The sequence below is a fragment of the Klebsiella sp. CN_Kp106 genome, from assembly GCF_040064575.1.
In the GTDB taxonomy this organism is placed as follows: domain Bacteria; phylum Pseudomonadota; class Gammaproteobacteria; order Enterobacterales; family Enterobacteriaceae; genus Klebsiella; species Klebsiella michiganensis.
On record NZ_JBEAIG010000047.1, the window covers coordinates 1 to 14,073 of the forward strand.

Annotated in this window: 11 protein-coding genes; 1 reads left to right on the forward strand and 10 read right to left on the reverse strand. The window is 54.8% G+C overall.

Annotated elements, in window-relative coordinates:
* Positions 1-105: 105 nt before the first annotated feature.
* The 10 genes from ABLU96_RS13550 to sdhC all read right to left on the reverse strand — a co-directional run bounded on the left by ABLU96_RS13550 (position 106) and on the right by sdhC (position 12,143).
* Positions 106-1,008, reverse strand: coding sequence for a LysR family transcriptional regulator (locus tag ABLU96_RS13550; protein ID WP_004848928.1), 903 nt, complete (start codon positions 1,006-1,008; stop codon positions 106-108).
* A 395-nt stretch (positions 1,009-1,403) separates the two neighbouring features.
* On the reverse strand, positions 1,404-2,174 hold the full coding sequence (locus ABLU96_RS13555) for an AraC family transcriptional regulator (RefSeq protein WP_064404733.1): 771 nt from the start codon (positions 2,172-2,174) through the stop codon (positions 1,404-1,406).
* Positions 2,175-2,339: 165 nt separating this feature from the next.
* The gene (gene sucD, locus ABLU96_RS13560; RefSeq protein WP_004100288.1) at positions 2,340-3,209 is read right to left on the reverse strand and encodes a succinate--CoA ligase subunit alpha; all 870 of its coding nucleotides are present in this window, start codon (positions 3,207-3,209) and stop codon (positions 2,340-2,342) included.
* Positions 3,209-4,375, reverse strand: coding sequence for an ADP-forming succinate--CoA ligase subunit beta (gene sucC / locus ABLU96_RS13565; RefSeq protein ID WP_004848923.1), 1,167 nt, complete (start codon positions 4,373-4,375; stop codon positions 3,209-3,211). Before sucC ends, sucD begins: the two co-directional genes overlap by 1 nt.
* 99 nt (positions 4,376-4,474) lie before the next feature.
* Positions 4,475-5,698 carry a 2-oxoglutarate dehydrogenase complex dihydrolipoyllysine-residue succinyltransferase gene (odhB, locus tag ABLU96_RS13570; RefSeq protein WP_004848921.1) on the reverse strand — a complete coding sequence of 408 codons (1,224 nt, stop codon included), beginning with the start codon at positions 5,696-5,698 and terminating at the stop codon, positions 4,475-4,477.
* Between the two features lie 14 nt (positions 5,699-5,712).
* Positions 5,713-8,520, reverse strand: coding sequence for a 2-oxoglutarate dehydrogenase E1 component (sucA, locus tag ABLU96_RS13575; RefSeq protein ID WP_004130528.1), 2,808 nt, complete (start codon positions 8,518-8,520; stop codon positions 5,713-5,715).
* 379 nt (positions 8,521-8,899) lie between these two features.
* Positions 8,900-9,616 carry a succinate dehydrogenase iron-sulfur subunit SdhB gene (gene sdhB, locus ABLU96_RS13580; protein ID WP_004130526.1) on the reverse strand — a complete coding sequence of 239 codons (717 nt, stop codon included), beginning with the start codon at positions 9,614-9,616 and terminating at the stop codon, positions 8,900-8,902.
* Between the two features lie 15 nt (positions 9,617-9,631).
* Positions 9,632-11,398, reverse strand: a complete 1,767-nt coding sequence (gene sdhA / locus ABLU96_RS13585) for a succinate dehydrogenase flavoprotein subunit (protein WP_014228442.1) — start codon at positions 11,396-11,398, stop codon at positions 9,632-9,634.
* A complete protein-coding gene (sdhD, locus tag ABLU96_RS13590; protein WP_004100278.1) occupies positions 11,398-11,745 on the reverse strand; it encodes a succinate dehydrogenase membrane anchor subunit in 348 nt (115 codons plus the stop codon). Before sdhD ends, sdhA begins: the two co-directional genes overlap by 1 nt.
* Positions 11,739-12,143 carry a succinate dehydrogenase cytochrome b556 subunit gene (gene sdhC, locus ABLU96_RS13595; RefSeq protein ID WP_014837839.1) on the reverse strand — a complete coding sequence of 135 codons (405 nt, stop codon included), beginning with the start codon at positions 12,141-12,143 and terminating at the stop codon, positions 11,739-11,741. Before sdhC ends, sdhD begins: the two co-directional genes overlap by 7 nt.
* A gap of 639 nt (positions 12,144-12,782) precedes the next feature.
* On the opposite strand from sdhC, the gene gltA reads away from it, so the two are divergent.
* A complete protein-coding gene (gltA, locus tag ABLU96_RS13600) occupies positions 12,783-14,066 on the forward strand; it encodes a citrate synthase (protein ID WP_004100276.1) in 1,284 nt (427 codons plus the stop codon).
* Positions 14,067-14,073 lie beyond the last annotated feature (7 nt).

Consider the following 14,073-nt stretch of genomic DNA (forward strand, 5'->3'; position numbering starts at 1 on the left):
CCGCCGTCTGCGGGCCGGTAGCCCGGACAGATGCGCAGCATCGCCTCCGGGAAATGATGCCGCTCTGCGCCCGGCACCGCCGTCTGCGGCCCGGATAACGCGCCGTCAGGCTGCCGAGACCACCGATTTTTGCAGCAGCCACTCGCGGAATACCTGTAAATGCCGGGATTCCGCTTTATCCTCCTGCCACGTCATAATGAAGCGGTTGCCGGTGCGAATCGGCACATCGCAGGGGATCACCATCTCACCGCTATCCAGGTCATGCTGAATGGCAAAACGCGGCAGCAGCGCCACCCCCAGGTTCGAACGCACCGCCGCAATCAGCATTGAGAGCAGGTCAAAACGCGGACCGATGTTGATCTGCGGGCTGGTGATATTCGACAGCGCAAACCACTCCTGCCAGCCGTGAATTCGCGTGCTTTGATGCAGCAGCGGAAACTCGCCCAGCAGCTCCTCGACCGCCAGCTTCTGCCCGGGTTCGGACAGCAGCCCGCAGCCGCACACCGGCAGAATTTCCTCTTCGAACAGATACTCAACCTCCGCCCACGGCGAGCAAAAATCCTCGCGCATAATGGCGGCATCGTACTCGCGGCTAAGAAAATCGCCAATATTAGCCAGCGAATGAATATTAACGATAATGCCCGGATGTAATTTATTAAACTCGCGCAGGTTGGGGATCAGCCAGTGGGTGCTAAAGGTAGGATTGACGGCCAGCTCAAGCACCTGCACCGTCGGTTGCCATGTCATAATGGAGTTGGTATCACGTTCCAGTTTGTTAAGCGTTTCCTTAACGATAGTCAAATAATGCTTGCCAGCCGCATTTAAAAAAATCCTTTTTTTAGCATGATTAAATAATGACGTATGGAGGAAATCCTCCAGCGCCGTGACCTGTCGGAACACGGCGCTTTGTGTTAAAGCCAACTCTTCCGCTGCTCGAGTATAACTTTCGTGGCGAGCCACAACCTCAAAGGTCACCAGTAATTCAGTTTTGGGGATTTTTCCTCTCATAACGTCTTCCATTTACGGCGTGCAAAAAATTGTTTAATAGATAAAAAAAGCGCGCAAGGACATCAGATTAGCCCCGGGTGTTATATTTTATTTTACCTTCAGATGTCATTGATCTATTCCATGATAAATGCACACTGTTATTGATCAAATAATAACCAATAATACCCAGGCACTACAATAAACACAATTTAAACAATGTGATTGCCATGCAAATAACAGCAATAAGTTGTCAATATTTTTTCACATTAACTTGTTTATTTGCGAAGTCAGTCGATGAGACGATGAAATTTAATTGCCCGCTGGTGAGCATAAATGAAAATTTTTCCGCGATCGGCCACACATTATGAGCGCTCCAGGAAAAATCTGTATTAACGATAAAACGGCGGCTAATCGACTTACCGTGAAGCGGCTGCGAGATGCCGATCGCGGAACGACTGCGGGCTGGTGCGATGAGCGGCGCGAAACACCCGACAAAAGTAGCTGGTTTGCGCAAACTGAAGCTTACGCGCTACGCTGTCTACCGAATATGACGGATCGCCAAGCAGTTCTCCGGCACGCTGCATTTTGCGCTGATTAACCCAGACTTTAAAATTCACCCCCTGGCGTTTTTTAAAAAAACGACTAAAATAATTTGCGCTTAAACAAACGTGAGCGGCGACGGTCTCTAAAGACAGCTCACCATATAAATTCTCATCAATATAGCGTAATGCCGACAGCAGTTTTATTTCATGCGACGATTTTTGCGAATAATAAAACTCTCTCTTATGCCGCAACGGTTTCTCGTCCACTTCCCTGTTTTCTGCAATCGCAGACATATTATTAACGATAAAATGCAGTAATCTTATCGCCGCCGCCCGATGCTGGTTGTCGGTCGCGTTATGATGGTCGCAAATAATATAACCGGATAATGTATTGTCCTGAATCAGCGGTAAGGCAAAGAAATTTAACCCACCGTAGCCAGCAGGTAATCGATTGTCATTCGCCTCAATCACCGTGGTCTCCAGCCCGGTAGCCCGCGAAAAAAGCGCTGCCAGCGAGCTAAAGCCCTCCCATTGTTCATGCCTTTTCTTTCGCACCACATTATTCCCCACCGCCTTTTGCAAGCACTTAATATGCAAAATAGCGCGGATAAAAAGGATGATGCCGGACGCAAAAAATAATCTCATTTGCGCAGATGAATATGATTAAACGGCATGAAATCGCGGGCGAAAACGGCGTAACGCCTGATGGCGCAACTGCAGGCAAAAAAAAGGCCATCATCAGATGGCCAACCATGTCGAAATTGGACCAGCCCTTAACCATGCAGAACGTCAGGGCTGTTTTTTTACTTATTACTTAATTACGGTTTTCAGCGCTTCGCCGATATCGGCCAGGCTGCGAACGGTCTTCACGCCAGCGGCTTCCAGCGCGGCGAATTTCTCATCCGCCGTCCCTTTACCACCGGCAATGATGGCGCCCGCGTGTCCCATACGTTTGCCTTTCGGCGCGGTCACGCCGGCGATGTAGCCGACAACCGGTTTGGTCACGTGATCTTTGATGTAAGCGGCCGCTTCTTCTTCCGCGCTACCGCCGATCTCACCGATCATGACGATCGCTTCGGTCTGCGGATCTTCCTGGAACAGCTTCAGGATATCGATGAAGTTAGAGCCCGGGATCGGGTCGCCGCCGATGCCCACGCAGGTGGACTGGCCGAAGCCGTAATCAGTGGTCTGCTTAACCGCTTCATAGGTCAGGGTACCGGAACGGGAAACGATGCCCACTTTACCCGGCTGGTGAATGTGGCCCGGCATGATGCCGATTTTGCATTCGCCTGGGGTGATCACGCCCGGGCAGTTTGGCCCGATCATGCGCACGCCCGCTTCATCCAGCTTCACCTTCACGGTCAGCATATCCAGCGTCGGGATGCCTTCGGTGATGGTGATAATCAGCTTAATGCCTGCATCGATAGCTTCCAGGATGGAATCTTTGCAGAACGGCGCCGGAACGTAGATAACGGATGCGGTTGCGCCGGTCGCTTCTACCGCTTCGCGCACGGTGTTGAACACCGGCAGGCCCAGATGGGTGGTGCCGCCTTTGCCCGGCGTTACGCCGCCAACCATTTGCGTACCGTAAGCGATGGCTTGTTCAGAGTGGAATGTACCCTGGCTACCGGTGAAGCCCTGGCAGATAACCTTGGTATCTTTATTAATTAAAACGGACATTATTTCCCCTCCACTGCGGCAACAACCTGCTGAGCTGCATCCGTCAGACTTTTCGCTGCAATAATATTCAGGCCGCTGTCAGCCAGTTTCTTCGCGCCCAGTTCGGCGTTGTTACCTTCCAGACGAACCACTACCGGGACGTTAACGCCCACTTCGGCTACCGCGCCGATGATGCCGTCGGCAATCAGATCGCAGCGTACGATACCGCCGAAAATGTTAACCAGAACCGCTTTTACGTTGTCGTCAGAGAGGATGATTTTAAACGCTTCGGTGACGCGCTCTTTGGTTGCGCCGCCGCCAACGTCGAGGAAGTTAGCCGGTTCGCCGCCGTGCAGCTTAACGATGTCCATGGTGCCCATGGCCAGGCCCGCGCCGTTCACCATGCAGCCGATGTTGCCGTCCAGCGCGACGTAGTTCAGCTCCCACTGCGCCGCCTGAGCTTCGCGCGGGTCTTCCTGCGACTGGTCGCGCATTTCGCGCAGATCCGGCTGGCGGAACAGCGCGTTGCCGTCAGCGCCCAGTTTACCGTCGAGACAGATCAGGTCGCCCTGCTTAGTGATCACCAGCGGGTTGATTTCGATCAGCGCCAGGTCGCGCTCAAGGAAAATGGTCGCCAGGCCCATAAAGATTTTGGTGAACTGCTGAACCTGTTTACCTTCCAGACCCAGTTTGAACGCCAGTTCGCGGCCCTGGTAAGGCATCGGACCCGCCAGCGGATCGATGGCGATTTTGTGGATCAGGTGCGGGGTCTCTTCCGCTACTTTTTCGATTTCCACGCCGCCTTCGGTAGAGGCCATAAAGACCACGCGACGGGAGCTACGGTCAACAACCGCGCCCAGGTACAGCTCTTTATCAATATCGGTCGCCGCTTCAACAAGAATCTGGTTAACCGGCTGGCCGTTCGCATCTGTTTGATAGGTGACGAGGCGTTTGCCCAGCCAGTGTTCAGCAAATGCGCGAATGTCTTCTTTGCTCTTCACTACTTTCACACCGCCCGCTTTGCCGCGGCCACCAGCGTGAACCTGACATTTCACTACCCACGGACCCGCGCCGATTTTTGAAGCGGCTTCTTCTGCTTCACGCGGAGTAGTACAGGCATAACCCACCGGCGCCGGTAAGCCATAGCGGGCAAAGAGTTGTTTTGCCTGATATTCATGTAAGTTCATGTGTTCAGTCCATCCTTCAGGGAATAATTATAAACCTGTAGGCCTGATAACGGCGCTCGCGCGCTTTACCCGGCCTACGGTAGGTCATACTCTTGCTGACTACACGTCCAGCAGCAGACGAGTCGGGTCTTCCAGCAGCTCTTTAATCGCAACCAGGTAGCCAACCGACTCACGTCCGTCGATCAGACGATGGTCATAGGAGAGCGCCAGGTACATCATCGGCAGAATTTCCACCTTACCATTCACCGCCATCGGACGATCTTTAATGGCATGCATGCCCAGAATCGCGCTCTGCGGCGGGTTGATGATCGGCGTGGACATCAGAGAACCGAATACGCCGCCGTTGGTAATGGTGAAGTTACCGCCGGTCAGGTCGTCTACGGTCAGCTTGCCGTCGCGGCCTTTTACTGCCAGCTCTTTAATTTTCTTCTCGATATCCGCCATGCCCAGCAGATCGACGTCGCGCAGAACCGGGGTGACCAGGCCGCGAGGCGTGGAGACCGCCATGCTGACGTCGAAATAGTTGTGGTACACCACGTCGTCGCCATCGATAGAGGCGTTCACTTCCGGATAGCGTTTCAGCGCTTCCACGACCGCCTTCACGTAGAAGGACATGAAGCCCAGGCGGATACCGTGACGTTTTTCAAACGCGTCACCGTACTGCTTACGCAGATCCATAATCGGCTTCATGTTGACTTCGTTGAAGGTCGTCAGCATGGCGGTGGAGTTTTTCGCTTCCAGCAGACGCTCGGCAACGCGTTTGCGCAGACGGGTCATCGGCACGCGTTTTTCCGAGCGGTTGCCCAGCTGCGCCGCCGGAGCAGCAGCAGCGGGTGCAGCCGCCGGCGCTTCAGCTTTAGCCGGCGCGCTCGCCAGATGCTTCTCCACGTCTTCACGGGTCAGGCGGCCGCCAACGCCGGTGCCTTTAATGGCCGCCGCGTCGAGGCTGTGTTCCGCCAGAAGACGGCGAATCGCCGGGCTCAGCGCATCGTTGTTTTGTTCTTCCAGAGAAGCCTGCTGGCGCTGGGCCGGCGTCGACTCTTTGGCATCGGCTTTCGCACCGGACTCTTTGCCCGCGCTGTTGCCTTCACGCAGGCGGCCCAGGATCTGACGAGAGAGCACGGTAGCGCCTTCGTCTTCAATCACCGCGTCCAGAATGCCATCCGCTGAAGCCGGTACTTCCAGTACCACTTTGTCAGTTTCGATTTCTACCAGCACTTCGTCACGAACAACCGCATCGCCCGGTTTTTTATGCCAGGTGGCAACCGTTGCGTCAGCTACGGACTCAGGCAGGTCGGGAACCAGAATATCTACGCTACTCATTATGTATCCTTTAATTAATCGACGTTCAGCGCGTCATTGACCAGATCTTGTTGCTGTTTCTGGTGAACGGACAGGTATCCTACCGCCGGAGAGGCGGAGGCCGGGCGGCCTGCATAACGCAGAGAGGCCCCAAACGGAATCACTTCACGGAAGTGATGCTGGCTGCAGTACCACGCGCCCTGGTTGAGCGGTTCTTCCTGACACCAGACAAAATCATGCACGTGCGCATACGGTTTCAGCGCTTCCTGTACCGCCTGGTGCGGGAACGGGTAGAGCTGCTCTATGCGAACGATAGCGACATCTTTTTGCTCTTTCTTGCGGCGCTGTTCCAGCAGGTCGTAATAAACCTTACCAGAGCACAGCACAACACGCTTCACGGCTTTCGGGTCGAGATCGTCGATTTCACCGATTGCCGGCTGGAAGGTGCCGTTAGCCAGTTCGTCCATACTCGATACCGCCAGCGGGTGACGCAGCAGCGATTTCGGCGACATCACGATCAGCGGGCGACGCATACCGCGCAGCGCCTGACGACGCAGCATATGGTAAACCTGCGCCGGCGTGGACGGTACGCAAACCTGCATGTTCTGCTCGGCGCAGAGCTGCAGATAGCGTTCCAGACGCGCGGAGGAGTGCTCCGGCCCCTGGCCTTCGTAGCCGTGCGGCAGTAGCATCACCAGACCGCACATACGGCCCCACTTCTGCTCGCCGGAGCTGATGAACTGGTCGATAACCACCTGCGCGCCGTTGGCGAAGTCGCCGAACTGCGCTTCCCAGATGGTCAGAGTACGCGGCTCTGCGGTGGCATAGCCGTATTCAAACGCCAGGACCGCTTCTTCCGACAGCACGGAGTCCCAGACTTTAAAATGGCCCTGACCGTTGTGGACGTGCTGCAGCGGTGTATAGGTTGAACCATTTTTCTGGTTATGGATCACCGCGTGGCGGTGGAAGAAGGTTCCGCGCCCGGAGTCTTCGCCGGACAGACGCACCGAAATGCCTTCATCGACCAGCGTGGCGTAGGCGAGGTTTTCCGCGCCGCCCCAGTCGAACAGCTTCTCGCCGGCGGCCATTGCCTGACGATCGCCATAGATTTTCGCGACGCGCGACTGCATCTCAACGGCTTCCGGCACCGTACTGATGCGTTTCGCCAGCTCCTGCAGACGCTTAGGTTCAACTTTGTCCGGATAGCTCTCATCCCACTCGTGGTTGAGGTACGGGGACCAGGTAAAGGAGTGCATGTTCATCGGACGCCACTCCTGCACCACGCATTCGCCAGCATCCAGCGCGTCGCGGTAGAGGTTAACCTGCTCGGTAGCGTCTTCCAGCGTCGCGACCTTATCGGCTTCCAGCTTGTCAGCGTAGATTTTGCGCGGGGTCGGATGCTTTTTGATTTTCTGGTACATCAGCGGCTGGGTTGCGCTCGGCTCGTCGGCTTCGTTGTGGCCGTGACGGCGGTAGCACACCAGGTCAATGAAGACATCGCGTTTGAAGGTATTACGGAAATCCAGCGCCAGGCGGGTCACGAAAGCGACCGCTTCCGGGTCATCGGCGTTGACGTGGAAAATCGGCGACTGCACCATCTTACCGATGTCGGTGCAGTACGGGGTAGAACGCGCATCCAGCGGGTTAGACGTGGTGAATCCCACCTGGTTGTTAATCACGATGCGTACGGTACCGCCCACTTCGTAACCGCGCGCTTTGGACATGTTCAGGGTTTCCTGAACCACGCCCTGGCCGGTGACCGCGGCGTCGCCGTGAATGGTGATCGGCAGAACTTTGTTGCTGCTCGGTTCGTCGAGACGATCGAGGCGAGCGCGTACGGAGCCGATAACCACCGGGCTGACGATTTCCAGGTGCGACGGGTTAAACGCCAGTGCCAGGTGCACCAGGCCGCCTTCGGTTTCCATGTCGGACGAGAAGCCCATGTGGTACTTCACGTCACCGGTACCGAGGTGTTCTTTATGTTTACCGGCAAATTCGTCGAACAGGTCCTGCGGTTTTTTACCCAGCACATTGACCAGTACGTTCAGACGACCGCGGTGCGCCATGCCCAGCACCACTTCGCGGGTGCCGCTCTTACCCGCGTGGCGGATAATCTCTTTGAGCATCGGGATCAGCGCATCGCCGCCTTCCAGCGAGAAGCGTTTTGCGCCCGGGAATTTCGCCCCGAGGTAGCGTTCGAGGCCTTCCGCCGCGGTCAGCTCGCTCAGGAAGCGTTTTTTCTCTTCGGCGCTAAAGCTCGCTTTGCCTGCTACCGACTCGATACGCTGCTGGATCCAGCGTTTTTCTTCGGTAGAAGTAATGTGCATATATTCCGCGCCGATGGAGCCGCAATAGGTTTGCTTCAGGGCAGAGATCAGATCGCCCAGCTTCATCGTGTCTTTACCGATGGCAAAAGAACCTACGTTATAGATCTCCTGGAAATCGGCCTCGGTCAGATCGTGGTAAGCCGGATCGAGATCCGCCACTCTCTCTTGCTGCCACAGTCCCAGCGGATCGAGATTCGCATGCTGGTGACCACGGAAGCGGTATGCGTTGATGAGCTGCAGGACTTTAACCTGCTTCACATTGGTGTCAGGGTCGGAAATCGAAGAAGTGTAACGCGAGGCATCCTTCGCCAGGCGGCGGAAATAATCACGCGTTTTGGAATGAAATTGATCCGGTTTGACTCCGGTGCCAGGTAACTGCTGGAACATAGAACGCCAGTTGGCGTCAACAGAGTCAGGATCGGTTAAGAAGTCTTCATAGAGCTGTTCTATCCAGCTCTGGTTCGAACCAGAGAGGTAAGAAGAGTCCAGCCAGGCTTTCATTGCGCCGTTCTGCATCGTGATCCCTTAAGCATTTATATGCTTATTTCGCCGTAGAAACTACCACGCACAGAAGTTGTACGTGCCGGGGTTCACTTGTTGCGGATGAGTTGTGGTTTCGTCCGCTAAGGAACCTTTAAAAACTGCCATTAATCTTCGGCGTTCAGGCTGCGGTTGCGTTAGCTGCCTTCACTTACCCCGGTCACATAGTTCACTATGCTCCCGGAGATGCGTTCAGTTGCCGCCTTACCTCGCTCTGAACGCCTTGATTACTGGTACATATTTGGCGGTTTTTAAAGATTTCCTGCTATATCCCCCGGCGGCGCGAACGCTGCCGGGGCGACTGCTTTTGGTAGCCCGGATAAGCGCTAGCGCCATCCGGGGCAGACCGGGTTACTTACGCACTGCGCTGCAGCAGCATCGACTTAATATGGCCGATGGCGCGCGTTGGGTTCAGCCCCTTAGGACACACACTGACGCAGTTCATAATGCTGTGACAGCGGAATACGCTGAAAGCATCGCTCAGCCCTTCGAGGCGCTCGCTGGTTTCGGTATCGCGACTGTCGATCAGGAAGCGATACGCGGCCAGCAGGCCGGCCGGGCCGATAAACTTGTCCGGGTTCCACCAGAACGACGGGCAAGACGTTGAACAACATGCGCAGAGAATACACTCATACAAACCATCGAGTTTCTCACGCTGCTCTGGCGACTGCAGATGCTCGCGAGCCGGAGGATTTTGCCCATTATTCAACAAGTAAGGCTTAATCTTCTCATATTGTGCATAGAATTGCCCCATGTCTACCACCAAATCACGGATAACCGGTAATCCTGGCAGCGGACGGATAACAATTTTCTTACCCGGCTGATTCAGCGCGGAGATCGGCGTGATGCACGCCAGACCATTTTTCCCGTTCATGTTCAGACCGTCGGAGCCACAAACCCCTTCACGGCAGGAGCGGCGGAACGACAGCGACGGGTCTTTCTCTTTCAGCTGGATTAACGCGTCCAGCAGCATCATGTCGCGACCCTCTTCCGCTTCCAGGGTGTAATCCTGCATGCGCGGAGCATCGTCTACGTCCGGGTTATAACGATAAACTGAAAACTCGAGTTTCATATTCCTGTCTCCGCATTAATAAGTACGAATCTTCGGCGGGAATGCCGGACGCAGCTTCGGTTCCATATTGACGCTACGACGCGTCATGGATTCCGACTCTGGCAGATACAGGGAATGGCACAGCCAGTTTTCATCATCACGATCCGGGAAGTCGAAGCGGCTATGCGCGCCGCGGCTTTCGGTACGGTAGTTCGCAGACATCGCGGTGGCGTAAGCGGTTTCCATCAGGTTATCCAGCTCCAGGCACTCAACGCGCTGGGTGTTGAACTCGCTGGAAGTATCATCCAGGCGGGCGTTTTTCAGACGCTCGCGGATGGCTTTCAGCTGCTCAAGGCCCTTCGCCATTGCATCCCCTTCGCGGAAGACCGAGAAGTTATGCTGCATACACTCTTGCAGCGCTTTGCGGATTTCGACCGGGTCTTCACCATTCCGGTTGCCGTTCCAGCGGTTCAAACGTTCCAGAGAAGCGTCGATCTCTTCATCCGTCGCGTCGCGCAGTACGCCCTGCTCGGCGATAGACTCTTGCAGGTGCAGACCCACCGCGCGGCCAAAGACCACCAGGTCAAGCAGCGAGTTGCCGCCCAGACGGTTCGCGCCGTGTACCGATACGCAGGCGATTTCGCCTACCGCGAACAGTCCCGGAATAACCACATCTTCGCCCTGCTCGTTGACGGTCAGCGCCTGTCCGCTCACTTTGGTCGGAATACCGCCCATCATATAGTGGCAGGTTGGGATAACCGGAATCGGCTCTTTTACCGGGTCGACGTGGGCAAAGGTGCGGGAGAGCTCCAGGATACCCGGCAGGCGGGATTCCAGCACTTCTTTACCGAGGTGATCGAGCTTCAGCTTGGCGTGCGGGCCCCACGGACCATCGCAGCCGCGACCTTCACGGATTTCGATCATGATGGAACGCGCCACCACGTCGCGACCCGCCAGGTCTTTCGCATTCGGGGCATAACGTTCCATGAAACGTTCGCCGTGTTTGTTCAGCAGGTAGCCGCCTTCACCGCGGCAGCCTTCTGTCACCAGAACGCCCGCCCCGGCGATACCGGTCGGGTGGAACTGCCACATTTCCATATCCTGCACCGGCACGCCGGCGCGGATCGCCATACCAACGCCGTCGCCGGTATTGATATGGGCATTGGTGGTGGACTGGTAGATACGACCGGCGCCGCCGGTAGCCAGCACGGTGGCGCGAGCCTTGAAGTAAACCACTTCACCGGTTTCGATACACAGGGCGGTACAACCGACCACCGCGCCATCGGCGTTTTTCACCAGATCCAGCGCGTACCACTCGGAGAAAATAGTGGTGTGATTCTTCAGGTTCTGCTGATAGAGGGTGTGCAGCAGGGCGTGACCGGTACGGTCAGCCGCCGCAGCGGTACGTGCCGCCTGCTCGCCGCCGAAGTTTTTCGACTGGCCGCCGAACGGACGCTGATAAATCGTGCCATTTTCGAGGCGCGAGAACGGCAGACCCATATGATCCAGCTCCAGAATCGCTTCCGGGCCGGTTTTACACATGTATTCGATGGCGTCCTGATCGCCAATGTAGTCCGACCCCTTAACGGTGTCGTACATATGCCATTCCCAGTTATCTTCATGGGTATTACCGAGCGCGACGGTGATACCACCCTGCGCGGAAACGGTATGGGAACGGGTCGGAAAAACTTTAGAGAGCAGCGCACAGCTCTGGCCGCTCTGGGAAATCTGCAGCGCCGCGCGCATACCTGCGCCGCCGGCACCAATGACAACAGCATCAAATTCTCTGACAGGCAATTTCATTACACACCCCACACCACAACAAATCCATAAAGAACGTAAGCCACCAGCGCAACAACGATCAGCAGTTGCAGAATTAAGCGCACGGCCAGTGGTTTAACGTAGTCCGTTAATACCTGCCACATCCCGATCCAGGCGTGGATCAGAATGGAAACGAGAGCCAGCAGGGTGAAGACTTTAGTGAACGCGGAGGAGAAAAAGCCCGTCCAGACTTCCCATGAAATTTCACCGGTGGTGGCAAAGAAGCCAACCATATAGATGATGTAGAGGGTCAGAACGATAGCGGTAGCACGGACCAGAATAAAGTCATGTACGCCGTTGCGTCCTAGTGCTGAGGCGTTGCTTACCATACGAGGACTCCTGCGAGAAGTGAAAGCACGACAGTAATAACAAAAGAAATTTTGGCGGAGCGTGTCCCTACTTCGAGGGTTTCTTCAAGGTAGCCAAAATCCATCAGCAGGTGGCGAATACCGACCACCGCGTGATACGCCAGCGCGGTCAGAATGCCCCACATGATAAACTTCACAAAGAAGCTATCCATAATGGATGCCGCAGTGAGAAAACCTTCGGGAGAGGAAAGGCTGGTGCCCAGCAGCCAAAGCAGAATCCCGATCGCCACGAAGGTGATCACTCCGGATACGCGATGGAGAATGGACGCTATCGCCGTGATTGGGAACCGGATCGTTTGCAGATCCAGATTGACAGGTCTTTGTTTTTTCACATTTCTTACCATGAATAACGCCCACATGCTGTTCTTATTGTTTCCTTCCTCCGGTCTGCTTGCGGGTCAGACAGCGTCCTTATCTATAACTAAAAGTCATGTTAAAACGCCTTTCCAGGAGTTAAAGCGTGACAAAATAACGCTGGGTGGCTCGGGATTGCAGGGTGTTCCGGAGACCTGGCGGCAGTATAGGCCGTTCACAAAATCATTACAATTAACCTACATATAGTTTGTCGGGTTTTCTCCCGAACAGTGATCCATGTCACGATAACAACATATTTTTAATTTTTAATCATCTGATTTGACAAATATTAAACATTATTGTTACAACCATTACCAGATAAATGCAATAATACGCAAAAGTTATGGGGTCACTCTTTTACCTGAGAATAAGTTATGCAACAGTGAGAGAGTATTGACCGATGTAATCAGGACAGTTATTAGTGGTATATAGTTTTATAATATTCGGGCTGCTAAAACGCTGATTTGCTGTTGTTTCGTCGTAGGCTGAAGACGTACCATCAAGCGCCCTTGCTCTGTACCCTGCCCTTTTCGCGACGCAGAGCGATGTGCAACATAACAAACTGGTAATGTCATCTGCTACGGGCTGAATGCAAATCCACCACCCGGCAGCCTTAAGCAATAAAGGCGCTAAGGAGACCATAAATGTCTGATGCTAAAGCAAAAATCACCCTGGGTGGTGATACTGCTATCGAACTGGATGTGCTAAAGGGCACGCTCGGTCAGGATGTTATTGATATTCGTAGTCTTGGTTCAAAAGGCGTGTTTACTTTTGACCCTGGTTTTACCTCCACCGCATCCTGCGAATCTAAAATCACCTTTATCGACGGTGATGAAGGTATCCTGCTGCACCGCGGTTTCCCGATCGATCAGTTAGCAACCGACTCCAACTATCTGGAAGTATGCTACATCCTGCTGAACGGTGAGAAGCCGACCCAGGCCCAGTACGACGAATTCAAAACCATCGTTACCCGCCACACCATGATTCACGAACAGATTACCCGTCTGTTCCACGCGTTCCGCCGCGATTCTCACCCGATGGCCGTCATGTGCGGTATCACCGGTGCGCTGGCCGCGTTCTATCACGATTCGCTGGATGTGAATAACCCACGCCACCGCGATATCGCCGCATTCCGCCTGCTCTCCAAAATGCCGACGATGGCGGCAATGTGTTACAAGTACTCTATCGGCCAGCCTTTCGTTTATCCGCGCAACGACCTCTCATACGCGGGTAACTTCCTGAATATGATGTTCTCCACGCCGTGTGAAAAATATGAAGTGAATCCGATTCTGGAACGCGCCATGGACCGTATCCTGATCCTGCACGCCGACCACGAACAGAACGCTTCAACGTCCACCGTACGTACCGCCGGCTCTTCCGGCGCGAACCCGTTTGCCTGCATCGCTGCGGGTATTGCCTCCCTGTGGGGACCGGCACACGGCGGCGCCAACGAAGCGGCGCTGAAGATGCTCGAAGAGATCAGCTCCGTTGAACACATTCCGGAATTCGTCCGTCGCGCGAAAGACAAAAACGACTCTTTCCGCCTGATGGGCTTTGGCCACCGCGTGTACAAAAATTACGACCCGCGCGCCACCGTTATGCGTGAGACCTGCCACGAAGTGCTGAAAGAGCTCGGTACCAAAGACGATCTGCTGGAAGTGGCCATGGAGCTTGAGCACATCGCGCTCAACGACCCGTACTTCATCGAGAAGAAACTCTACCCGAACGTCGATTTCTACTCCGGTATCATCCTCAAAGCGATGGGCATTCCGTCTTCTATGTTTACCGTTATCTTCGCGATGGCGCGTACCGTGGGCTGGATTGCGCACTGGAACGAAATGCACAGCGACGGCATGAAAATCGCCCGTCCGCGTCAGCTGTATACCGGCTACGAAAAGCGCGATTTCAAAAACGATATCGCCCGTTAAGAGGGCT